Consider the following 22,019-nt stretch of genomic DNA (forward strand, 5'->3'; position numbering starts at 1 on the left):
TACACCATCGCCGCGCCTGGGCGCGCCGACACTCATTCAGTGATGGAGACAAGCAATGACTTCCGTATTCGACCGCGACGACATCCTGTTTCAGGTAGTGGTCAACCATGAAGAGCAATACTCGATCTGGCCTGACTACAAGGCTGTGCCGCAAGGCTGGCGCACCGTGGGCAAGAGCGGCTTCAAGAAAGACTGCCTGGCCTATATAGAGGAAGTCTGGACCGACATGCGCCCCTTGAGCCTGCGCCAGAAGATGGATCAGCAAGCGGTTGCCGGTTAAGCCGTCGCTGCCATGAAAAAGCCCGCTGGACGTTCGGTCCAGCGGGCTTTTTCGTTCCTGGGGCTCAGGCTCGCTTGACGGCCTGCAGGGTGTAGCTCAGCGGCAGGCGCCAGGGTGCATGCTTGAGTCGATATTCGCCGTGTTCGTCGACTTCCATCTGCCCGGGCAGGGCTTCCCATGGAATGCTCTGGTGCTCCACCAAACCGGTGATTTCCAAGCCCTGGCCCAGCAATGCGCTGATGATCTCGCCCAGGCCATGGTTCCATTCGTGGGTGACCGTGGCCTCAAGCTCCTTGTCGGTCTCCACGTAAGTACTGCTGTCATCCCAGACCAAGGGTTCGCTGCGTTCGAAGTAGGACAGTTCCACCCGTAGCGAATCGCTGTGATCTTCGTTGATCGCCCAGAGCATCGGGTGCCCTTCGCGGATGAACAGCCGGCCACCGGGCTTGAGCAGCGCGCCCACGGTCCGGGCCCATTGCTCGATGCTCGGCAGCCAGCACAGGGCGCCGATGCCGGTGTAGACCAGGTCGAAGCTGGCGGCCGGCAACACTTCGGCCGCCTTGAATACATCCGACTCGTGGTAATCGATGGCGGTGTCGCAGCGCTGGGCCAGGGTACGGGCCTCGGCGAGGGAAGCGGGGGAGAAGTCCAGGCCGCTCATCTGTGCGCCCAGGCGAGCCAGGGACAGGGTGTCGGTGCCGATATGGCATTGCAGGTGCACGCCGCGCAGGCCACGGATATCCCCCAGCAGCGGCAGGTCGAAACGCACCACGTCGGAGAGGTATTGCGGGTCGTCGATGAAGCGCTGCACGCAATAGTCCGGCGAGGCGGCATGCAGGGGGGCGCGCTCGTCCCAGTTGGTCTTGTTGAGGTTTACGTAATCGCTCATGGCGCTGTTCCTGGCGTCTATTTAGGCGAGGCGCAGACTAGCACCGGGAAATGAGCGCGATCTTGAGGAAATATGTAAGCGCCGCGGCATCACTTGTAGCCGTTGCCGAGCTTCCAGGTCATGGACGCATTGCAGCCCTGCGACGGGGTACCGCCCAGACCGTTTTCAGCTTCGGCAACGGTTACAGGCTCAGCTTTGCGGGGCCAGGGCCTGGATGATCTTCTGTTGGTTGGTTTCCAGCTCGCCAGCTGGGTCGGCGCTGTCGGTTTCCAGCACCAGCAACTGACTGCCGCCGGCGCTGATGGCGGCCTTCAGTGCTTCCGACGGCTGGCGGTGATGCAGGACCAGGGCCACGTCGTTGTCCTTGAGTCGAGCCTGCAGTTTTTTCAGGGCTTCGGGCGTCCATTCGTTGTCGGCCCGGGCGTCCACCTCCAGCAACTCCAGGTTCAGGCCGCCGATCAGGTAGCCGAAATGCTCGGACAGGCTCAGTACGCTGAGGTTGTCGGCTTCGGCCAGGCGCGCCTCGCTGGCGGCGCTGAGCTTGAGCAGGCGCTGTTTCAAGTTGGCCAGGTTGCTCTCGATCTGCGGTTTGGCCGCGGGAGCCAGGCGCACCAGGTCGGCCGCCAGTACGTCGGCCATGCGTCCCAGGTTATTGCTCGACAACCATGGCTGGGCGTTCAGGCCGTCGCTCTTGCCCGGTTGCAGGGCGACGCCGGGCAGGGCGCCATCCACCGGTCGTGCGGCATCGATTTCGACGATGCGGATATTGCTGCGCCGGGCGTTGGGATACAGCGGGTCGTCCGGCCAGATCGAACGCAGGCCGATCACCGCGTCGGCACCCTGGGCCAGCTTGCCCAGGGCCGGGGCACCGCGCCCGGTGAAGTAGGCGGTCTGCCGCGAGCCCGGCAGGTTGGCCGGGGCGGCCCGTTCGAGCTTGACATCGGTGCCTTGCAGCAGGATTTGCCCCAGGCCGAAGGTCACCGGCAGCGAGGCCAGCACCGTCAATGGCTGCTGGGTGGCGGCGGGTGCCGGTTGGCGCTGGCGGACATTGTCCGCTGCCGACAGGGTCGGGGCATGGAGCAGGCCGCCGAGAACCAGGACCAGGGCCAGGCGCGGCAGTGACAGATTGGGTGATGAATTGTGCATTTATCCGATATTCCCTTTCAGGCTGGGGACGGTGCCGCGGGCGATGGCGGCGAGGGCGAAGCAGATGCCGGCCACCAGGATGATCGCGGCGCCGGAGGGGACCGGCAGGTCGAAGACGATCGGCAGCAGGATGCCGCACAAGGTGCAGAGGGTGGCGATGCTCACCGAGATCCAGAAGAACCCCTTGAGCGACTGGCTGAGCAGGCGCGCCGCGGCGGCCGGGATCACCAGCAGGGCGCCGACCAGGATCGCGCCGATGACTTTCACTGCGGCCACGGTGATCAGCGTCACCAGGATCACGAACAGATAGTCCAGGGTCTTCACTGCCACGCCGCGTACCGCTGCCAGCTGCGGGTTGAAGCTGGCCAGCATGATGCGGTTGTACAGCGGCAGGCTCAGGCCCAGGACCAGGCTACCGACGACCAGCAGCACCAGCAGGTCGTCGCCATTGACCGTGAGCACCGAGCCGAACAGTACGTTCTCGAGAATGTGCACGTTGATCTTGCCGGCCAGGATCAGCAGCAGGCTGGCGCCCAGGGCCAGGGACACCGAGAGGAACACTCCGATCAGGGTGTCCGGGGCCAGGCCGGTGCGATTGCGCAGGTAGTTGAGCAGGATGCCGAACAGCAAGCAGTAGCCGAACAGGCTGCCGTAGGGGCCGGTGTAGGGCTCGCCCAGGAGGATGCCGATGGCCACCCCGGTCAGGGCTGCGTGGCCCACGGCTTCGGAGAAGAAAGCGAAGCGCTTGACCACGACCAGGGTACCCAGGCCGCCGAGCACCGGGCCGATCAGCAGGCCGGCGAGCAGGGCATTGACCACGAAACCGTAGGCCAGGGCTTCCGGCAGGTAGCCTGAAGAGGCCCAGCCCTGGACCATCAGGCGGAAAGCTTCATAACTCATCAGGCAGCGCTCCCGGCGGCTCGTGGATGGGTGGAAAACAGGCTGAGCAGGCGTTCCGGCGTCAGGGTCTGCTGCGCCGGGCCGTCGAACAGCACCCGGCGATTGAGACCGGTGACCCGGTCCGCCAGGCGGCCCACGGCTTCCAGGTCGTGCTCGATCCACAACAGAGTGATGCCGCGCTGGCGCCAGTCCTGGAGCAAGCGCTCGAAGACCTGGATCCCGGCCTCGTCCAGGGCCGACATGGGTTCGTCCAGCACCACCAGTTGCGGTGCCGGAATCAGGCCCTGGGCCAGCAGCACCCGTTGGCGCTCGCCGCCGGACAGGGCGCCCATGCGCCGCTTGCGCTTGTCCTGCATGCCGACTTGCTCCAGGGCTTCGCCGATGGCCTTGGCGTAATGCCGGCTCAGGCCGAGAAACGCCGGCCGGCGCTGGCACATGGCGGCCATGAAATCGTCCACGGTCATCGGCAGGCCACGATCGAACTCCAGGGCCTGGGGTACATAGCCGATGGTGCCCGGGGCGTCCGGCCACTGCAGGCGCAACTGGCCCTGGTGGGGCATCTGTCCCAGCAGGGTCTTGATCAGTGAACTCTTGCCGCCACCGTTGGGGCCGACCAGGGCGTGCAGGCTGCCGGGCTGCACCTGGAACGTCACCTGGTCGAGGATGGTGGTGCGGCCCAGGACCAGGCTGACCTGGTCGAACTCGATGGCCGGGCCCCGCAGCAGGGTCTCGATGGCGGTCATGCCCCGGCCTCCTGGATGGCGCGGACCACGGTATCGAGGTTGCCCTTCATTTCCTTCTCGTACTTGTCGGCGCTGTAGTCGCCGTAGGAAATGTGCGAGAGCGGGTAGAGCTTGACCCCGGATTCACGCTGGATGGTATCGACGTAGGTGGAGGGGAAGTCCATTTCCGAGAAGATCACCTTGACGTCCAGTTCGCGCAGCTGGTCGATGGTCTTCTTCAACTGGCTGGGGCTGGGCTCGATGCCGTGGGCCGGCTCGACCACGGCGGTGACTTCCAGGCCGAATTCGCGCAGCAGGTAGTCGTAGGCGGCGTGCACCGTGGCCACCCGCAGGTCGGCGTTGGGCGCCTGGGTCAGCTTGGCCAGGGCATCGGCGCGCATCTGCCGCAGGCGCTTGCCGTAGGCGCGGGCGTTCTGGGTGTAGGTCTTGGCATTGGCCGGGTCCATCTTGCCCAGCTCCCGGGCGATGTTGTTGACCTGGGCGATGGAAGCACTGATGGACAGGAAGGTATGCGGGTTGACCACCTTGCCGGCGCCGCGGGCGGCGATCCCGGTGGCGGCCAGCAGCGGTACGTTCTCGTTGGCCTCGATCACTGGGATGTCCGGGCGCTCGCTGGTGGCGATCATGCGATCGGCGAAGTCGTCGTGGCCCACGCCGTTGAGCACGATCACGTCCAGGGTGCCGATGCGCTTGATGTCCTCGGCGCGAGGTTCGTAGGCATGGGGGTTGAAGCCGGCCGGGATCAGCGGCACCACGTCGGCCTTGTCACCGACGATGTTGGCCACATAGCTGTAGTAGGGGTGCAGGGTGATGCCGATGCGCAGGCGCTTGGCCCCATCGGCGCTGGCCAGGGGGCTGAGGAGGAGGGCCAGCAGGCTGACCAGCAGCACCTGCAAGAATGGACGACGTGGAGATGAAATGGGCATGGGCTAGTGTTCTTCTCTCGGGGGGAATGCGTGGGCTCAGTGGCGGTGCTGGCGGGTCACTCCGGCATCGAATTGCACCACCACCTGCTGCCAGCCGGCGGCGATCAGCTGTTGCTGGCCGAGGTCGCGGGGGGCGCTGGCCGAGGGACTGCGGTTGAGCCAGATATCCACCTGGGCGTCATCCTCTGGGGCGATACGCATCAGGAAGGAGCCGGCCACCTGTGGGTTCTGGCTCAGCCCCAGGTAGGCCTGGTCCAGCACCTGCCAGGCATGTCCGCCACGGCTGACCGAGCTGGCGTCCTGGGCGAAGGGTGCGAAACCTTCCTCGGCCAGTTGCGCGGGACTGGGCAGGGCCTGGCCTTCGGTTTGCAGCAGGCGGATCTCGTCGAGGGTCACCCGCAAGTCGGCATAGATCCCTTGTTCGCCGGCGCTCAGGTCGCGGCGGGCATCCAGTTGATGGGCGGCGATGGTGTTGCTGGTGTCCGCCTCGCTGTGCCACAGCACCACGCTGGCGGCTGCGCAAAGGATCAGCAGGCACAGCAGCAGGACATACAGGGTTTCATGACCGGCGCCGGCGGGGCGCACGACCTGGGTGGTGGCAGGAGTCATGGGGTCTCGATATCCGCTTGGTCGATCTCGACGACGTGGCCGGGGCCGGCATCGAACAGGACGTAGAACTCGCTGGTGGGTTTCTTGAAGGTCAGGGTCGAGTCGGTTCCCAGCTTGCCGGGCACCAGGATGGTCTCGTCGTAGCCGATCACGTCCAGGGTCACGCCTGGGGCGCCGCTACCATCGGAAAAGCCCCCGGTGCAGCGGATCTGCTCGGCGTCGATGGCCTTGCATTCGCACATCGGGTTATGGGCCAGGGCGCTGTGGCTGAATGCTGCGCCAGCGAGCAGCAGGAGCGTGGCGCCGAAGCGTCGGGTGAAGAGTGCGCGGATCATGGTTTGCCTCCTTGTTTTTCGAGCCAGGCCACGGTGGCCGGCGAGGCCTGGCTCAGGGGAATGGCCGCCTGGTGCATGCTGCCGTCCCAGCCTTCCATGGTGATCCACAGCTCGGCGTCGGCCTTGGTCTTTTCCGGAATTGGCAGGCTGGCGCCCATGCGGTACGGGCTGCCGAAGAAGATCACTCCGGCGGCCCGCAGGCTGCGAGGCTTGCCGATGCGCAGGTAGGTGGCCTTGACCGGCTCGATGCAGGCCTGGCACAGGGCGGCATTGAAGCGTTTCAGATAACCGGCGGGGCCGTCGCTGCGCGGTGGCTCGATGCGCATCTCGGCCAGGCGCAGGCTCCAGGGTCCGACCTGGACTTCGCCGATCTCCCGTTCGCCCAGGCCGCTATCACCGCGAAACAGCGCGGCATCGGCGAAGTACTTGGGCATGAATCCCAGGGGAATCAGCACCAGGAGGATATTCAGGTGAAAGCGCCACTTGTGCCAGAAGCGGCTCAGGGATGAATCCGCGGTGGCGGTTTGGGTCTGGCTCACAGGGGACTCTCCGAGGTTTCCCGGCCCAGGGCCGGGGCGGGATTGCGGGCAGGGCGGGCACGGGCGGCCTTTTCCTCGCGCTTGAGGGCGTTGGCGGTGGCCAGGGCGGTGCGTTTGGTCCAGATCAGCAGGCCGCTGAGCACCATCATGCTCAGCACCAGGCCGAAGAAGAACCAGACCAGCTTGATCCAGATCCCGCCGAAGTCCCCGGTATGCAGGGGGCGCATGGATTCGGTGACGAACTCCAGGGTGGAGCGGTCGCCCAGCAGGTACGAGGAGTCCAGGGAGCCGGTGTAGGGGTTGATGTTGGCGGTCTGGAACATCAGCGGATACCAGCCGCGCCCGCCCACGTACAGGTGGCTATAGGCATTGCTCGGCAAGCTGACGAAGCTGATGTCGAACCCGGGAATCTTCTGGGTGGCGGTGCCGATGGCCTGTTCCAGGCTGATCATCGGCGCGGGGCTGCCGTCGGTGCTGACCGGAACCTGCTCCCGGGCGATCACCGGGACTATGGGTTCGCTGGAGATGCTGATGTGGTTGTCGCCCAGGATTGCGCGAATGAGAAACCAGATACCGGTGATGGAAATCACCGCGATGAACCAGATCGACCAGATGCCGCTCAGGCGATGGAAGTCGCCCCAGAAGATCCGCGCGCCATGGCGCAGGCGCAGGGTCGGCTTGAGAAAGCCCTTCCAGAACTTCTTGTAGACCACAAGGCCGGTGATCAACGAGATCAGCATCGGTACGCCGAGGAACGATACGAGGTACCAGCCCCAGCTATAGCCGTTGGTGAAGGGCACCAGCCACCAGCCATGCAGGGCGCGGGTGAAGGCCTGGAAGTCGAAGTCCGGGCTCGCGCCCTGGATCGCTCCGGTATAGGGGTTGACGTACAGCGTGGGCGAGCGGCCGTCCGGATAAGTGACGTTGACGCTCAAGGCAAAATGGCTTTCATCCGGGGTGATGATGGTGTCCACCCGGGTCTGGGGTTCGGCGCGCTTGATGGCCTGGACGATCTGGTCGTAGTTCAGGGGTTGGGCGTCGTCCGTGGGTTTGCTGGCACGGACATCGGGGTTGGCCAGCCAGACGATTTCCTGGCTGACCACTGCCAGGGTGCCGGTGACGCAGACGATCAGCACGAAGAACCAGATGGGCAGTGCCAGCCAGCTGTGCACTAGAAACCAGATTTTTGAGCGGGATTTCTTCGACATTGAATGGGCGTCTTGATTCGAGGAGTGGAGCGGCGCTGGAACTCCGGGCTGGCCCTGATGTGGTTCTCGCTGGGCATAGCCATGGCCAACGCGGCCTGCTGCATCTAGTTAAGACGAATGAGAATCGTAAATCCCGAAGCCGGATATGAAAGTAAATGTTACAGAGCCTTCCTGGGCCCAGGAATCAGGATGATGTGTGGATCGGCTGATGCCGGCCCGCTGGCGTTGAGGAGGGATTGCCGACCACCGGGGCCGGCAATCCGCTGGCGCCAGCGGCGAAAGGTGAAGGCGCTGGGGGGATCACTGCGACTGTTGCTGGAACAGCTCTACGGCGCGCTGCTTGATCTCCTCGACCGTCAGGTTTTCCTTGCGGGTGGCGATGAACCAGACATGCCCGAAAGGATCGCGCAGGGCACCGCTGCGGTCACCATAGAACTGGTCCTTGATCGGTTCCGCTTCGCTGGCACCGGCGGCAATCGCCCTGGCGAAGTAGCTGTCGACATCTTCGACGTACAGATGCAGGCCCACCGAGGTCTTGTGGGCTTCGGGACTGCCCATCGGCGTTTCCTCGCAAGGGCTGCCGAGCATGATGGGCGCGCCGCCGATAAGCAGCTCGGCATGGCCGACACTGCCATCGGGCATGTCCAGGCGCATGGTTTGCTCGGCGCCGAAGGCCTTCTTGTAGAACTCGATGGCTTCGGCGGCCTGGCGGATACCCAGGTAGGGAGTGACGCCAATGAAACCTTCGGGAATGGGTTTGACGCTCATGATGGGGCTCCTTGCTCTTGTTATGGGAGGTGGATCGAGCACTTTCACTCTATACCCCCAATGTTGCAGGACCGGGATGGGCCGACGAGGTGCAGTTCGGGCAGCAGCCTTCGGCGATTTGCCCAGGGATCTGGCCCAGCAGTCCCCATGAGCCTTGAGGGCGGATCTTTCGGTTCGACGGTTGCCGTCTCGACATGCCTAAGGTGCCAGGTCATCGCTGGGCGCATCGGGTTCCAGCAGGCGGGCGCCCTGGCCGGTTTCCCCGAGATAGTCGCCCTGGTTGCGCAGCGGACAGCCTTGCATCGACAGGCAGCCGCAGCCGATGCACAGGTTCAGGCGTTCGCGCAGCAAGGTGAGCTGCTGGATGCGGGCGTCCAGCTCGCGGCTCCATTGCTCCGACAAGCGCTGCCAATCCGCGGCGCTGGGCGCCCGGTCATCAGGCAGGGTGGCCAGGGCCCGGCCAATCTCCGCCAGGGGAATGCCCAGGCGCTGGGCCACCTTGATCAACGCCACCCGGCGCAGCACCGAGCGTGGATAGCGGCGTTGATTGCCCTGGTTGCGCTGGCTCTTGATCAGCCCCTTGGTTTCGTAGAAATGCAGCGCGGTGACCGCTACTCCGCTGCGGGCGGCCAGTTGGCCGACGGTGAGTTCCTTGTGGATGGTGTCGTGATCGATCATCGAGGGCGCCAAAAGTGAAAAACGGGCTTGACCTTTACTTAACTAGAGGTTTTACCCTGCCGCATATCCAACCGCAAGATCCTCTTCCGCAGTAGGGAATGACCCATGAGCGCCTTTGAAAGACATCGCAGCTTCACCCAATTGATCGAGTTCGAGATCGAGCCTCGCCAACAAGAGGCGCTGGTATCGGCCCTGGCAGCGCAGAGCGAACGGCTGGCCCAGGGCTACGGCGGTTTCCTCAGTGCCAGCGTGCAAGCCAGCGACGATGGGCGGCGGGTGCTCAACTACCTGCAGTGGCAAACCCGCGAGGCCGGCGAGGCGGCGTTCCAGCGTTTCGAGAGTGGCGAGCAGGACTTCTGGCAACTGATCCTGGCGCACCAGGCCAAGACCGTGACCTTCGGTTCCTTCCAGGTACGCACCAGCATCGCCCGCAGCCATGACGATGCCTTGCATTGCCACTTGCCGGGCTAGATCGACAACTGCAGGGTGCGCTCGTTGAGGTTGTCCGCAGGCCGGCGCTTGTTCACCGCCAGCTCGCCGATCTTGATCAGCCGGGTCCGGGTGACGTTGCGGCTCAGCCCCAGGAGGTTGGCGGTGTGCACCTGGTTGTAGTGGCTGAAGCGGTAGGCCGCGCGCAAGAGGGCGTCCTCGACCTTTTCGTGGAGCGCGCCGGCCTGCTCCGCGAAGAGTTTCTGGAAGGCCCGCTCCAACAGGCCCTCGGCTGAGTCGTCGGGGCCGCAGTGGCCGTCGTCGGCGCGTTCGATACGCATGTTCGACAAGCGCAGGTCGCCCTCGGCGATAACCCCGTCGCGGCAGATCAGCAGGGTGTGGTGGATGACGTTTTCCAGCTCGCGGATGTTGCCCGGCCAGCTGTAGCTCTTGAGCTTGTGCTCGGCCTGCGGGCTGATGCTGATGTTGCCGTAGCCCAGGCGCTGGCTGTAGGCCTCGATGAAGTGCCGAGTCAGCGGCAGGATGTCACCGGGGCGTTCTCGCAGCGGGCTCAGTTCCAGGCCGACCACATCCAGGCGGTAGTACAGGTCTTCGCGGAAATTCCCGGCGTTGATGGCCTTTTCCAGCTGCACGTTGGTGGCTGCCAGCACGCGCACATCGATGGGGATGCTCTTGCGTGATCCCAGGCGCACGACTTCACGCTCCTGCAACACCCGCAACAGCTTGACCTGGATGGCCATGGGCAGGTCGCCGATCTCGTCCAGGAACAAGGTGCCGCCATCGGCTTCCTCGAACCAGCCGGCCTTGGCGCTGAGGGCGCCGGTGAAGGCGCCTTTTTCATGGCCGAACAGTTCGGCTTCCACCAGGGATTCCGAAAAGGCCCCGCAGTTGACCGCCACGAAAGGGCGGTTGCGTCGTGCGCTGAGGTTATGGATATGCCGCGCCACCAACTCCTTGCCGGTCCCGGTCTCGCCAATGATCAGCACGCTGGCCTCGCTTGGCGCCACCTGCTGCAGGTGGGCCAGCAAGGCTTGGGATTTCGGGTCCTCGAACACTTGGGCAGTGGCGCGGATCGAGGTCGCCAGGGCGGGCGAGGGGGGCAGGGTCAGAAGCTGCATGGGCATTCTCCGCAGGCAGAAGGCTAGGAATAGAAAGTCGGGGTCGGCAGGGCCTGGTTCAGCGCCCAGTCCCCCAGCTCATGGAGCTTGTAGTCCAGTGGGTCGTGCAGGGTCTGGGTGCGCAGGTTGCGCCAATGCCGGTCCAGGCCCAGGGAAGCATGGGTCGAGCGAGCCCCGGTGACCTCGAACAACCGGCTGCACAGCTCCAGGCCCTGGCGGCTGGCGGCGACCTTGGCGGTAGCGATGGCGGTGGCCAGGTGTCCCCGCTCTTCGGCGCCCAGGGCGGGGCCTTTGGCCCAGGCCTGGTCCAGCATGACGCCAGCTCGTTCCACCAATAGGCGGATACCTTCCAGGGCCACCCAGAACTCGCCGTAGTGGCTGAGGATGTAGGGATCTTGGCTGATGTCGCGGGCGTTGGAGCGATGCCAGACCCGGGTTTCGCCGAGGGTGTATTGCCGGGCCTCGGCGAAGGCACCTTCGGCGATTCCGAGGAACATGTGGCTGAAGGTCAATTGGGCGATCAATGGGCGCAGGCAGGCGAATGGCGTGCTGAGCGGGCCCGGGTCCAGCAGCAGTTCGGACTCCTCGACCCTGACCCGCTCGAAGGTGGTGCTGCCACTGTCGGTCTGGCGCTGGCCGATATTGTTCCAGTCGTTGTGCAGGGTGATGCCGCTGCGGCCGCTGGGAATCGCCGCGATCAGCAATTTGCCGCCGTTGCTCTCGTCCACCGCCGAGGCGATGAGCATTTCCGAATCACTGGCCCCGGAACAGAAGCTCTTCTTGCCGGAGAATTCGCGCCAGCCCCCCAGGTTCTTTACCACCGTGCGGGTGTCCAGGGGGTTGAGGGCATTGCCCCAGAACCAGTTCTTGCGCGCCGTCTGCTCGAACCATGGCTGCCACTGCTCGGGCCGGGCGAACAGGCGCACGGTGGCCAGCATCAGGTGATGGAAGCCGAAGACATGGGCGATGGAGCTGTCGACCCTGGCGAATTCGCGAACGACTTGCAGGGTTTCGCTCCAGGAGGCGCCGAGACCGCCGAACTGGCGGGGAATGCTCAGGGCCAGCAGGCCGCTGTGGCGCAGGGCGTCGCGCTCGGCCTTGGGAGTGCCGCCGCGCTCATCGCGCTCGACGGCGCTCAGGGCGAATTCGGCAGCTAGCTGGCGGGCGGTCTGCAGGGGGGATAACAGGGCGCTTTGCGGTGTGGCAGTCACGCGGTGTTCCTCATTATTTGGCCGTCGCTGCGGCCGGGAAAGAACGGTGCAGGAGCCGTCGCTGGCGCCAGGGGCGCCTGGCCACGGCTGGCTGCGAAGCTCAGCGGTTGGGCAGCACGTCGTTGGCGATCATTTCGCCGAACGGCCCGGTCAGGTTGGTCAGGCCACGGCCGGCCAGGCTGGCGTAGGGTTGCGGTAGCAGCGGGAACACCAGTTCGGCGAAGCGGTAGGCCTCCTCAAGATGCGGATAGCCGGAGAAGATGAAGCTGTCGATGCCCAGGTCCGCATATTCCTTGATCCGTTCGGCTACTTGCCGTGGATCGCCCACCAGGGCGGTACCGGCGCCACCGCGTACCAGGCCGACCCCTGCCCAGAGGTTGGGCGCGATTTGCAGCTGGTCGCGGCGCCCGCCATGCAGGGCGGCCATGCGTCGCTGGCCTTCGGAGTCGAATCGCGCGAACGACTGCTGGGCGGCAGCGATGGTTTCGTCGCTGATGTGCTCGATCAGCCGGTCGGCGGCTTTCCAGGCTTGCTCTTCGGTTTCGCGCACGATGACGTGCAGGCGGATCCCGAACTTCACCTGGCGGCCCTTGCGGGCAGCGCGCTTGCGCACGTCGGCGAGCTTCTGCGCCACTGCCGCTGGCGGTTCGCCCCAGGTCAGGTAGACGTCCACCTGGTCGGCGGCCAGTTCATGGGCAGCCTCGGAGGAACCACCGAAATACAACGGTGGATAGGGCTTCTGCACCGGCGGGTAGAGGGCCTTGGCGTTTTGCACATGCAGGTGCTTGCCCTGGAAATCCACGGCCTCGCCTTGCAGGACCCGGCGCCAGATCCGCAGGAATTCGTCGGTAACCTCGTAGCGCTCGCCATGGCTGAGGAAGCTGCCGTCACCACGGTTTTCGTCCGGGTCGCCGCCAGTCACCACGTTGATCAGCAAACGGCCGTTGGACAGGCGGTCAAGGGTCGCGGCCATGCGTGCCGAGACCGTGGGCGAGATGATCCCGGGGCGGATCGCCACCAGATAGCGCAGGCGCTCGGTCAGGGGCACCAGGGCCGAGGCGATGACCCAGGAGTCCTCGCAGGAGCGTCCGGTGGGAATCAGCACGCCGTGGTAGCCGAGGCTATCCGCGGCCTGGGCTACTTGCTTGAGGTAGTTGAGAGTGACCGGGCGCGCACCCTGGGTGGTGCCCAGGAAATGACCGTCGCCGTGGGTCGGGAGAAACCAGAACACATCCATGTTTGCTCCTCAGGCGATTTTCAGCAGTTTGTCCGGGTGCGCGGCAAACAGTGGCGCGGCTCGCTCGGCGGCCAGGCGGATGCGTGCCTGCAGCAGCTCGCTGGTGATCCGGTAGTCGCTGAAGTCGGCCTCGGTGGCATACACGCCGATCGGCAGGGTCAGGGCCTGGAAGAAGCTGAACAGTGGGCGCAACTGATGGTCCAGGACCAGGGCATGCCGCTCGCTGCCGCCGGTGGCGGCCAGCAGGACCGGGGTGTCCACCAGGGCGTTGAGGTCGATCAGGTCGAACAGGTGCTTGAGCAGGCCCGGATAGGAGCCGCGATATACCGGGGCGGCGACGATCAGCAGGTCGGCGCTCTCGATGGCTTGCAATTCGGCCTCCACTTCAGGCGGCAGTTCCTGGCGCGACAGGGCCGCACCCACGGGCCGGGCAATGTCGCCCAGTTCGATCAGGTGGCTGGCGATCGGCAGTTGGCTCGACAGTTCGGCCAGCAGGGCCTGGGTCAGGACCAGGGTCCGGGACGGGCGCCAGGTACCACCGGAGAGGGCAACGACATTCAAGGGACGGGACATGGACAACTCCTTGGCAAAGACAGTGGCTCGACGAGCCTTGGCAGGTGCCAGGCCCTGGAGCAAGAGCTGTACCAACCCCCTGTTAGCCTTGTGCCACGTGGCTTGCGCCTTGTGAGCAAGGTTTGGCTGTTGTTGGACCAGCACTGTTTTGTTGATCGGCTGTTGCCAGCGCAACAGTTGCCCTGGCAACAGTTGGATGACGGGATGCGGTTGTTATAAAGGCTGTTTTTTATTCCGCAAAAGAGCGTGTTTCTCTATTTATAGAATCCTTGGGAATATGCCTGTTGATTAGCGTCGATCCATGAACAGTCGATAGCGACTATCGAGCGGGATGATTTTTGCCCCGCGCGGGCCGCGAGTAGCCTGGCTCCATCGTTCGCAACCTGCTCCAGGTGCCCGCCATGAAGGCTTTATCCGTGGTCTTGCTGTTGTTGGTTTCCAGTGTCCTGGCCGGTTGCGCCAGCCCCGGTGCTCCGGAATTGCGCCCCTATACCGCCCAGGAAACCCGCGAGCTGGCCCTGGAAGCCCTGAGCCGGCGCGGCTTGTCGTTCGAGGAGTACCAGCAGAAGAAGGCCGAGTTGCAGGGGCATTCGGCGGCCTTCGACAACAGCGGTGAAATGAGCGCCCAACGTAGTATCAGTCGCATCCAGCCGGCCAGTTGAAGAAGACTGTACCGGTCGAAGTTTCCGTCAACTGTCCGTGGGTTTCGCCGTGGGCGTGGAGTAGGGTCGAAGCCTGACCGACCTGCTCCCGGATTCTTCAAACCATGCCGCTTAGCCCCGACCTGCTGTTGGCGTTCGCCCTGTTTGCCCTGGTCACTTCGATTACCCCTGGCCCCAACAACACCATGTTGCTGGCCTCGGGCGTGAACTTCGGCTTCAGGCGCTCGATTGCGCATATCCTCGGCATCAGCTGCGGTTTCTTCGTGCTGGTGCTGGCGGTCGGCCTGGGCCTGGGGGCGGTGTTCGAGGCTTATCCACTGTTGTACGGCGTGCTGCGCTATGTCGGGGCGGCCTACCTGTTGTACCTGGCGTGGAAGATCGCCCGTTCCGGTCCTCTATCCGATGAGCAGCAGGGCCGGGGCCGGCCCCTGGGGTATTGGGGGGCCGCAGCTTTCCAGTGGGTCAACCCCAAGGCCTGGGTCATGGCTGTGGGCGCCATCAGCACCTATACGCCGCTGCAAGGCTATTTCACCAATGTGCTGGTGATCGCCGCGGTATTTGCCCTGATCAATGCCCCGACCGTCAGTCTCTGGGCGGCCTGCGGCAGCCTGCTGCGCAATGTGTTGCGCAATCCGCGCTGGTTGCGCCTGTTCAACCTGGGGATGGCGGGGCTGTTGGTGCTGTCCTTGGTTCCACTGCTGGTGGAAAGCCTTTGTTAAGTCCCACTTCAATTTTGCGGTCCTGGCCTGTTAAGCTGGCTGCCAGGAGCGTTCCTACGCACTTTTAAATGAAGTCCTCTTCCTTTAAGCATCTGATCGGGTATCGCCTCGCTGACTACCGTTGATGCGCCTGCTGCGAATGACGCGTCGATGGGTCTTCTTTTTCGAGTCGACCCCGGTCCTGGAACAAGCTCTGCAGGTTTTCAGCCATGAACACACGTCCTCTTTATCTTGATTACGCTGCCACCACGCCGGTGGATGAGCGGGTCATCCAGGTGATGCTCGAGTGCCTGGGCTTCGATGGCAATTTCGGCAATCCGGCGTCCAGCTCCCATGCCTTCGGCCAGCAGGCGCGTCGCAGCGTCGAGAATGCGCGGCGGCAGGTGGCGCAATTGGTCGGTGCGGAGCCGGAACAGATCGTCTGGACGTCGGGGGCCACCGAGTCCAACAACCTGGCGCTCAAGGGCGTGACGCAGGCCCGCGGCCATGTCATCACCAGCCAGATCGAACACAAGGCGGTTCTGGATACTGCCCGGCAGTTGCAGGATGCCGGCGTGGCGGTGACCTACCTGGCGCCCGATGCCGATGGGCTGATCGGCCCCGAGGCAGTGAGCCGGGCCATGAGAGATGACACCGTGCTGGTGTCGCTGATGCTGGTGAACAACGAGCTCGGCACTCTCAACGACATCCCGGCAATCGGCCAGGTGGTCCGTGAGCACGGGGCCTTGTTGCATGTGGACGCCGCCCAGGGCGCCGGCAAGGTCGCCATCGATCTCGCCCGCTGGCCGGTGGACCTGATGTCGTTTTCCGCCCACAAGCTCTACGGCCCCAAGGGCATTGGCGCCTTGTATGTCGGGCCCCGGGCTCGCCAGCGATTGCAGGCGCAGATCCATGGCGGCGGGCATGAGGGTGGGCTGCGTTCCGGGACATTGGCCACCCACCAGATTGCCGCCATGGGTGCGGCCTTCGCTTTGGCGGGGCAGTCGTGGCAGGAGGAGACCGCAAAGATCGCCCGCCTGCGCCAGCGGCTGCTCGCGCAATTGGCCGATATCGCCGGCCTGCGCCTCAATGGCAGTGATACCCAGCGCATACCCCATACCTTGAGCCTGACCTTCGCCGAAGGTGGGTTCGATGCCGCCGCATTGAGTGCGTCCATGGCGTTTTCCGCTACGTCGGCCTGCAATTCGGCAAGCAATACCCCGTCCCACGTGCTGTTGGCGCTGGGGCTCGATGCCCGGCAGGCCGGCAGGACCATTCGCTTGAGTCTCGGACGTTTCACCACCGAGCAGGATGTGGACCGTGCAGCACAACTGATCAAGGCGTCACTCGCCACTGCTCCGGCATTCTGGGCCGGAGCCAAGACCTGAGGATCGGGCGGCCCCGATCTTCCATAACAATGATTAGCCGGTTAAGGAGACACAATGAGTACGCAGCCTTCGACCAACGCAGGGGTCCCCCAGCGCCTGGCGCATGTCCGCCAGTTGATGAATCGCGAGGGTATCCATGCCCTGCTGGTGCCCTCGGCCGATCCGCATCTGTCGGAATACCTGCCGGGCTACTGGCAGGGGCGCCAATGGTTGTCGGGTTTCCACGGTTCGGTCGGCACCTTGATCGTGACTGCGGACTTTGCCGGCGTGTGGGCCGATAGTCGTTACTGGGAGCAGGCCACCAAGGAACTCAAGGGCAGCGGCATCGAGTTGGTGAAGCTCTTGCCTGGCCAACCCGGTCCCCTGGACTGGCTGGCACAGCAGACGCCTGCCGGTGGTGTGGTTGCAGTGGATGGCGCGGTCATGGCGCTGGCGTCGGCCCGTACCCTGGGCGACAAGCTGGCCGAGCGTGGAGCCAGCCTGCGTACCGATATCGATTTGCTCCTGGAGGCCTGGCATGATCGCCCGGCGTTGCCCGACCAGCCGGTGTACCCGCACCTGCCGCCCCAGGCCACGCAAAGCCGGGTGGAGAAGCTCGCGGCGCTGCGTGAGGTGCTGAAGGAGCGTGGTGCGGACTGGCATTTCATCGCCACCCTGGACGACATCGCCTGGCTGTTCAACCTGCGTGGCGCGGATGTGTCCTTCAACCCGGTATTCGTTTCCTTCGCCCTGATCAGCCAGCAACAGGCCACCTTGTTCGTGGCCCTGGACAAGATCGATGCGCAGCTGCGTGCGGTACTTGAAGCCGATGGCGTCAGCCTGCGTGATTATTCACAAGTGGCGGCGGCCCTGGGTGCGGTACCCGGCACTGCGAGCCTGCTGATCGATCCGGCACGGGTCACGGTGGGCTTGCTGGAGCACCTCGATCCGCAGGTACGGCTGGTCGAAGGGCTCAACCCCACGACCCTGGCCAAGTCACGCAAGAGCCTGGCCGATGCCGAACACATTCGCCAGGCCATGGAGCAGGACGGTGCGGCGTTGTGCGAGTTCTTCGCCTGGTTGGACGGTGCGCTGGGCCGTGAGCGTATCACCGAGCTGACCATCGATGAACACCTGACCGCGGCCCGTGAGCGGCGTCCGGGTTATGTGTCGCTGAGCTTCAATACCATCGCGGCGTTCAACGCCAATGGCGCGATGCCCCATTACCACGCCACTGCCCAGGAGCATGCGGTGATCGAGGGTGACGGCTTGTTGCTGATCGACTCTGGCGGCCAGTACCTGGGGGGGACCACCGACATCACGCGCATGGTGCCGATCGGTACGCCCAGCGCCGAGCAGAAGCGTGACTGCACCCGGGTGCTCAAGGGGGTCATTGCGCTGTCCCGTGCGCAGTTCCCGCGGGGCATTCTCTCGCCCTTGCTGGATGCCATCGCCCGTGCGCCGATCTGGGCCGAAGGCGTGGACTACGGGCATGGCACCGGGCATGGCGTCGGGTATTTCCTCAATGTCCACGAAGGTCCGCAGGTGATCGCCTATCAGGCGGCGCCGACACCGCAGACGGCGATGCAGCCGGGGATGATCACCTCCATCGAGCCCGGGACCTATCGCCCTGGACGTTGGGGGGTGCGTATCGAGAACCTGGCGTTGAACCGCGAGGCGGGCAGCAGCGAGTTCGGCGAGTTCCTGCGTTTCGAAACCCTCACCCTGTGCCCCATCGATACCCGTTGCCTGGAGCCTTCGTTGCTCACCCAGCAAGAACGTGAGTGGTTCAATGCCTATCACGAGGAAGTGCGGCAGCGCCTGAGCCCCCTGTTGCAAGGGGCGGCGCTGGATTGGCTGCAGGTGCGTACCGCGGCAATCTGAAAACCACCATCACCCGCGCAAGGCGGGTGATGCCAAGGAGCGTGCTCCCGGTGAAGGCCACCGGGAGCACTCGGCCTTACTGTGCAGCCAGTGCTTCGCGCACGAAATCCAGGCGGTCCTGGCCAAAGAACAGTTCGTCTCCCACGAACATGCTGGGGGCACCGAATACTCCTCGCTGCAACGCTTGCTCGGTCTTGTCCTTGAGCCTGGCCTTGACCTCTTCATCATTGCTCAGGTCGAGGATCTGCTGTGGATCGAAACTGCTTCGTTCCAGGACCTGGGTCACGGTGGTGGGGTCGTTGAGGTTCTGTTTGTCGACCCAGAGTGCGCGGAACAGGCAGTCGATGAAGTCGACGAAACGTTCCGGCAGGCGCATCTGCACACCGGTGGTTGCGCGCATCAGCAACAGGGTGTTGATGGGGAAGTGCGGGTTGAAGCTGAGCTGCACCTGGTAGCGCCGGGCGAAACGTGCCAGGTCGTGCAGCATGTAGCGCCCCTTGGCGGGGATGCTGATGGGGGAGGCATTGCCTGTGGTCTTGAAGACGCCTCCCAGCAGCATGGGGTGGTAGATCAGTTGGCTGCCGGTCTGGGCACAGATCTGCGGCAGTTGGGTGTAGGCCAGGTAGGCGGTCGGGCTGCCCAGGTCGAAGAAGAACTCCACGCTTTTGCTCATGATCGAATCTCGATGATTGTTCTTGCAGAGAGGGGTCACCAGCGCTCGCTCCAGGGGCGCAGGTCCATCTCGAAGGTCCAGGCATCCCGGGGTTGGCTGTGCAGGTACCAATAGTTCTCGGCGATATGCTCGGGATCGAGAATGCCGTCCTGGTCCTTGAGGGCGTATTTCTCGGGGAATGTGCTGCGGATGAAGTCGGTATCGATGGCGCCGTCGACTATGACGTGGGCCACATGGATATTCATTGGCCCCAGCTCGCGGGCCATGCTCTGGGCCAGGGCGCGAATGCCGTGCTTGGCTCCGGCGAAGGCGGCAAACCCGGCGGCACCCCGTATCCCGGCGGTCGCGCCAGTGAACAGGATGGTGCCGCGCTGGCGGGTAGCCATGCGCTTGGCCACTTCACGGGCATTGAGGAACCCGGAAAAACAGGCCATTTCCCAGATCTTGAAATACTTGCGCGCCGTTTCCTCGAGGATGCTGCACGGCACGTTGGCACCTATGTTGAATACGAAGGCTTCGATGGGGCCGAGCTGCGTTTCGATCTGTTCGACCAGGGCGATCACTTCCTCTTCCTTGCGGGCGTCACACGCGAAGCCATGGGCCTCGCCGCCTGCCTGCTGGATGCTTTGCACCAGAGGTTGCAGTTTGTCCGCGCTGCGCCGGGTTACGCAGGCGATGAAACCTTCGGCGGCGAAACGTTTGGCAATGGCGCCACCTGTGGCATCGCCGGCACCAACCACCAGTACGACTTTCTTCTTGTTCAAGGTCATGAGGGGCTCGCTCTTTGGTAAACGATCGTTAGATAAACGAACGTTATGCTATGATTTTTCAGTCGTCAAGAATGTCTAGGGGAGCTTTCAGGGATGCGTTATTCCGCCGGTCACAAGCAGGAAACCCGTGAACGCCTGTTGCAGAGCAGTTCGGTCCAGGCCAAGGACGAAGGTTTTTCCACTGTTGGGGTCGATGCCTTGATGAAGGCCATCGGCCTGAGCGGCGGGGCTTTCTACAGCCATTTCGCTTCCAAGGACGAGCTGTTCGGTTCGATTGTCGAGCGCGAACTGCGCCAGAGCCTGGAGCGTCTGGCAGGCAACGGCCAGCACGATCGGGAGAAGTTGCGACGCTGCCTGAAGCAGTACTTGAGCATGGCCCATGTGCAGCAGCCGGGAGCAGGCTGCGCGTTGCCGGCGCTGGGGGCGGAGATTTCCCGAGGCCCTGGGGAGGTGCGCCAGCGGGCCGAGGATCTTATCTATCGATTACACCAGGCCTGGGCGCAAACGCTGGGCAGCGAGAGCCTGGCCTGGTCGATCCTGGCGCAATGCGTGGGGGCCCTGGTGGTGGCGCGGATGCTGGTGAGCCCGAGCCTCCAGGAGCAGCTCCTGGCCGGCAATCATGAACAGATCATCGGACAACTGGAGCGCCTGTCCCAAGACTGAGAAGTCGGGTTATTTGCAGATCACGATCATGCTGCGGCTGGTATAGCCGGCAGGGTTAAGGCCGAAGGGGTAATCCCCTGGATCTTCGACCGCATCGCCTGATTTGGCGATCACCTTGTAACCTTTCGGTCCGCAGGACTCGCTTGCCTTGGTGTAGCACTTGTCCCAAGAAGAGGACAAACCCGAGCAACTGATGTGGAGTCCTTTTTTACCCCGTTTGACTTCGGTCTTGCTGGTGGTTGCCGCACAACCTGTAATGGCAAGTATGGTCAGCAGAATCAAAAATCGTTTCATCCCCGTCCTTATCGCTAGCCTCGGATCTGGTGCCCGAGTGTGACTGCAGTATCTGGCGTCTTTTGCGTTGGCGATATCCCTGTCCGACAACTTCCTGGGTGACGTTGAACAGCCGGCTAAACATGGCCTAATTGAGCGTCAATTACCAGAGTTGCTTCTCAATCAGCTGCAACTAATGGCTTTGAGTCGCGGCGCATGGTCAGGGTGGCCCCAACGGAAGCGAGGATGATGCAAGCGATTGCGGCCCATTGAGCCAGGGACAGGTATTCATGCAGGAACAGCAGGCCGGAGAGTGCACCGAAGGCAGGCTCGATGCTCATCAGGGTGCCGAAGGTTCGTGCGGGGATGCGAGTCAGCGCGACCATTTCCAGGCTGTAGGGCAGTGCGGTGGATAATACGGCCACCCCCAGCGCTACGGGGATCAGGGATGGAGTGAGCAGTGCCGCGCCGGCATGGGCGATACCTATGGGGGCGACCAGCAGTGCTGCGATCAACACGCCAAGGGCTGCTGTCTGGATCCCGTTCTCAGCACCGGCCTTTTGGCCGAAGAGGATATAGAGCGCCCAGCAGATTCCCGCGCCCAATGCATAGCTGGCACCGACCAGGTCGATGGCGGTCTCGGTGGCTCCGGTCGGGATCAGTAGCACCAGGCCGACGATCGCCAGGGCTATCCATAGAAAGTCCTGTGGCCTGCGCGAGGCGCAGAGAGCTACGGCCAGTGGGCCGGTGAACTCCAGGGCCACGGCGATTCCTAGTGGCACGCTGCGCAGGGACATATAGAAGAGGAAGTTCATTCCACCCAATGCCATGCCGTAGACCAGCACCGTGCGTAATGTCTTGCCGGTGAACCTGGCACGCCAGGGTCTTAGCAGGAGCAGCATTATGACACTGGCGAAAACCAGCCTGAGGGCTGTGGTGCCTTGCGCGCCCACGACGGGGAACATGCTCTTGGCCAGGGAGGCTCCTGATTGGATCGAGGCCATGGCAATAAGCAGCAGGCCGACCGGAAACAAGGTCGAGGCGAGGCTGCGGGGGTGGTCGTTCATGCAGGGCGTCCAAGGTATGGGGAAGAAAGAGTACTTGGCGCATGATGCTCAACTAACGTTAGATGAGCAATATAGTGCGCAAAGTCTTTTTCATGCTTCTATATAGAGGTGTCGAATCGGCTGTTTTGCGTTGAGTCATAGAAAATGCAAATTAATGCTTGACGGCAGATTCTACAGGTCTATAATTCGCCCCACTTCCGGCGCAGTCGAAACGAAAAACTCCTTTAGATTCAACGAGTTACGAAGATTTCGACAGCGGTCACGCTTCAGTTCATCGAAGCCCGAAAGGAGCTGATAAGGCAGCGAAAGTGGCCTTGTTAGCGTTTCGATCCTCTCGGTCGAAAGCGGTTAA

At 63.6% G+C, this 22,019-nt stretch carries 26 protein-coding genes; 7 read left to right on the top strand and 19 right to left on the bottom strand.

The genetic code is table 11. From position 1 onward, the window contains the following. Positions 1-55 precede the first annotated feature (55 nt). Positions 56-280 carry an MbtH family protein gene (locus tag AC3WK8_RS13050; RefSeq protein WP_022639965.1) on the top strand — a complete coding sequence of 75 codons (225 nt, stop codon included), beginning with the start codon at positions 56-58 and terminating at the stop codon, positions 278-280. Positions 281-344: 64 nt separating this feature from the next. On the opposite strand, the gene AC3WK8_RS13055 is transcribed toward AC3WK8_RS13050, so the two are convergent. The 11 genes from AC3WK8_RS13055 to soxR all read right to left on the bottom strand — a co-directional run bounded on the left by AC3WK8_RS13055 (position 345) and on the right by soxR (position 9,021). Further along, the gene (locus AC3WK8_RS13055; protein WP_053133010.1) at positions 345-1,169 is read right to left on the bottom strand and encodes a class I SAM-dependent methyltransferase; all 825 of its coding nucleotides are present in this window, start codon (positions 1,167-1,169) and stop codon (positions 345-347) included. Between the two features lie 189 nt (positions 1,170-1,358). Then, a complete protein-coding gene (locus AC3WK8_RS13060; protein ID WP_085596684.1) occupies positions 1,359-2,315 on the bottom strand; it encodes a metal ABC transporter solute-binding protein, Zn/Mn family in 957 nt (318 codons plus the stop codon). Continuing rightward, positions 2,316-3,215, bottom strand: a complete 900-nt coding sequence (locus tag AC3WK8_RS13065) for a metal ABC transporter permease (protein ID WP_022639961.1) — start codon at positions 3,213-3,215, stop codon at positions 2,316-2,318. Beyond that, positions 3,215-3,958, bottom strand: a complete 744-nt coding sequence (locus AC3WK8_RS13070; protein ID WP_053133004.1) for a metal ABC transporter ATP-binding protein — start codon at positions 3,956-3,958, stop codon at positions 3,215-3,217. Before AC3WK8_RS13070 ends, AC3WK8_RS13065 begins: the two co-directional genes overlap by 1 nt. Then, the gene (locus tag AC3WK8_RS13075) at positions 3,955-4,884 is read right to left on the bottom strand and encodes a metal ABC transporter substrate-binding protein (protein ID WP_103324961.1); all 930 of its coding nucleotides are present in this window, start codon (positions 4,882-4,884) and stop codon (positions 3,955-3,957) included. Before AC3WK8_RS13075 ends, AC3WK8_RS13070 begins: the two co-directional genes overlap by 4 nt. 36 nt (positions 4,885-4,920) lie before the next feature. Next, a complete protein-coding gene (locus tag AC3WK8_RS13080) occupies positions 4,921-5,493 on the bottom strand; it encodes a DUF6162 family protein (RefSeq protein ID WP_103324962.1) in 573 nt (190 codons plus the stop codon). Then, positions 5,490-5,828 carry a hypothetical protein gene (locus tag AC3WK8_RS13085; RefSeq protein ID WP_103324963.1) on the bottom strand — a complete coding sequence of 113 codons (339 nt, stop codon included), beginning with the start codon at positions 5,826-5,828 and terminating at the stop codon, positions 5,490-5,492. The genes AC3WK8_RS13080 and AC3WK8_RS13085 overlap by 4 nt, the downstream gene beginning before the upstream one ends. After that, positions 5,825-6,367, bottom strand: a complete 543-nt coding sequence (locus AC3WK8_RS13090; RefSeq protein ID WP_085596680.1) for a PA2404 family protein — start codon at positions 6,365-6,367, stop codon at positions 5,825-5,827. The genes AC3WK8_RS13085 and AC3WK8_RS13090 overlap by 4 nt, the downstream gene beginning before the upstream one ends. Beyond that, positions 6,364-7,575, bottom strand: coding sequence for a PepSY-associated TM helix domain-containing protein (locus tag AC3WK8_RS13095; RefSeq protein ID WP_031320230.1), 1,212 nt, complete (start codon positions 7,573-7,575; stop codon positions 6,364-6,366). The genes AC3WK8_RS13090 and AC3WK8_RS13095 overlap by 4 nt, the downstream gene beginning before the upstream one ends. A gap of 300 nt (positions 7,576-7,875) precedes the next feature. Further along, positions 7,876-8,343 (bottom strand): VOC family protein, encoded by a 468-nt coding sequence (locus AC3WK8_RS13100; RefSeq protein ID WP_085596679.1) that lies wholly within the window; start codon positions 8,341-8,343, stop codon positions 7,876-7,878. Positions 8,344-8,541: 198 nt separating this feature from the next. Further along, positions 8,542-9,021: a redox-sensitive transcriptional activator SoxR gene (gene soxR / locus AC3WK8_RS13105; RefSeq protein ID WP_022639954.1), complete on the bottom strand. Its 480-nt coding sequence runs from the start codon at positions 9,019-9,021 to the stop codon at positions 8,542-8,544. A 105-nt stretch (positions 9,022-9,126) separates the two neighbouring features. On the opposite strand from soxR, the gene AC3WK8_RS13110 reads away from it, so the two are divergent. Next, positions 9,127-9,492, top strand: a complete 366-nt coding sequence (locus AC3WK8_RS13110) for an antibiotic biosynthesis monooxygenase (protein ID WP_103324964.1) — start codon at positions 9,127-9,129, stop codon at positions 9,490-9,492. Here AC3WK8_RS13110 and AC3WK8_RS13115 read toward each other — a convergent pair. The 4 genes from AC3WK8_RS13115 to msuE all read right to left on the bottom strand — a co-directional run bounded on the left by AC3WK8_RS13115 (position 9,489) and on the right by msuE (position 13,610). Further along, complete coding sequence (locus AC3WK8_RS13115) at positions 9,489-10,589, bottom strand: sigma-54 interaction domain-containing protein (RefSeq protein ID WP_022639952.1); 1,101 nt, start codon at positions 10,587-10,589, stop codon at positions 9,489-9,491. The genes AC3WK8_RS13110 and AC3WK8_RS13115 overlap by 4 nt on opposite strands. 23 nt (positions 10,590-10,612) lie before the next feature. After that, positions 10,613-11,800: an acyl-CoA dehydrogenase family protein gene (locus tag AC3WK8_RS13120; RefSeq protein ID WP_103324965.1), complete on the bottom strand. Its 1,188-nt coding sequence runs from the start codon at positions 11,798-11,800 to the stop codon at positions 10,613-10,615. 100 nt (positions 11,801-11,900) lie between these two features. Continuing rightward, positions 11,901-13,037, bottom strand: a complete 1,137-nt coding sequence (gene ssuD / locus AC3WK8_RS13125; RefSeq protein ID WP_085596677.1) for an FMNH2-dependent alkanesulfonate monooxygenase — start codon at positions 13,035-13,037, stop codon at positions 11,901-11,903. Between the two features lie 9 nt (positions 13,038-13,046). Beyond that, complete coding sequence (msuE, locus tag AC3WK8_RS13130; protein ID WP_022639949.1) at positions 13,047-13,610, bottom strand: FMN reductase; 564 nt, start codon at positions 13,608-13,610, stop codon at positions 13,047-13,049. Between the two features lie 401 nt (positions 13,611-14,011). Between msuE and AC3WK8_RS13135 the strand changes: the two genes are divergently transcribed. From AC3WK8_RS13135 to AC3WK8_RS13150, 4 genes are all read left to right on the top strand, one after another. Next, positions 14,012-14,272, top strand: coding sequence for a hypothetical protein (locus AC3WK8_RS13135; protein ID WP_103324966.1), 261 nt, complete (start codon positions 14,012-14,014; stop codon positions 14,270-14,272). 104 nt (positions 14,273-14,376) lie between these two features. Continuing rightward, entirely contained in the window at positions 14,377-14,991 is a 615-nt protein-coding gene (locus tag AC3WK8_RS13140) for a LysE family translocator (RefSeq protein WP_103324967.1), read from the top strand. 209 nt (positions 14,992-15,200) lie between these two features. Next, complete coding sequence (locus AC3WK8_RS13145) at positions 15,201-16,358, top strand: aminotransferase class V-fold PLP-dependent enzyme (RefSeq protein ID WP_103324968.1); 1,158 nt, start codon at positions 15,201-15,203, stop codon at positions 16,356-16,358. A 54-nt stretch (positions 16,359-16,412) separates the two neighbouring features. Continuing rightward, entirely contained in the window at positions 16,413-18,221 is a 1,809-nt protein-coding gene (locus tag AC3WK8_RS13150; RefSeq protein ID WP_085596672.1) for an aminopeptidase P family protein, read from the top strand. A gap of 76 nt (positions 18,222-18,297) precedes the next feature. On the opposite strand, the gene AC3WK8_RS13155 is transcribed toward AC3WK8_RS13150, so the two are convergent. Further along, positions 18,298-18,894 (bottom strand): 2-hydroxychromene-2-carboxylate isomerase, encoded by a 597-nt coding sequence (locus AC3WK8_RS13155; protein ID WP_103324969.1) that lies wholly within the window; start codon positions 18,892-18,894, stop codon positions 18,298-18,300. A 35-nt stretch (positions 18,895-18,929) separates the two neighbouring features. Further along, positions 18,930-19,664, bottom strand: a complete 735-nt coding sequence (locus AC3WK8_RS13160) for an SDR family oxidoreductase (RefSeq protein ID WP_022639865.1) — start codon at positions 19,662-19,664, stop codon at positions 18,930-18,932. Between the two features lie 93 nt (positions 19,665-19,757). On the opposite strand from AC3WK8_RS13160, the gene AC3WK8_RS13165 reads away from it, so the two are divergent. Next, on the top strand, positions 19,758-20,327 hold the full coding sequence (locus AC3WK8_RS13165; protein ID WP_085596670.1) for a TetR/AcrR family transcriptional regulator: 570 nt from the start codon (positions 19,758-19,760) through the stop codon (positions 20,325-20,327). A 9-nt stretch (positions 20,328-20,336) separates the two neighbouring features. Here AC3WK8_RS13165 and AC3WK8_RS13170 read toward each other — a convergent pair whose 3' ends face one another. Continuing rightward, positions 20,337-20,621 carry a hypothetical protein gene (locus tag AC3WK8_RS13170; RefSeq protein ID WP_103324970.1) on the bottom strand — a complete coding sequence of 95 codons (285 nt, stop codon included), beginning with the start codon at positions 20,619-20,621 and terminating at the stop codon, positions 20,337-20,339. 158 nt (positions 20,622-20,779) lie between these two features. Next, positions 20,780-21,667, bottom strand: a complete 888-nt coding sequence (rhtA, locus tag AC3WK8_RS13175; RefSeq protein ID WP_103324971.1) for a threonine/homoserine exporter RhtA — start codon at positions 21,665-21,667, stop codon at positions 20,780-20,782. Between the last annotated feature and the right edge of the window lie 352 nt (positions 21,668-22,019).

It is taken from the genome of Pseudomonas sp. FW507-12TSA, from assembly GCF_058781435.1.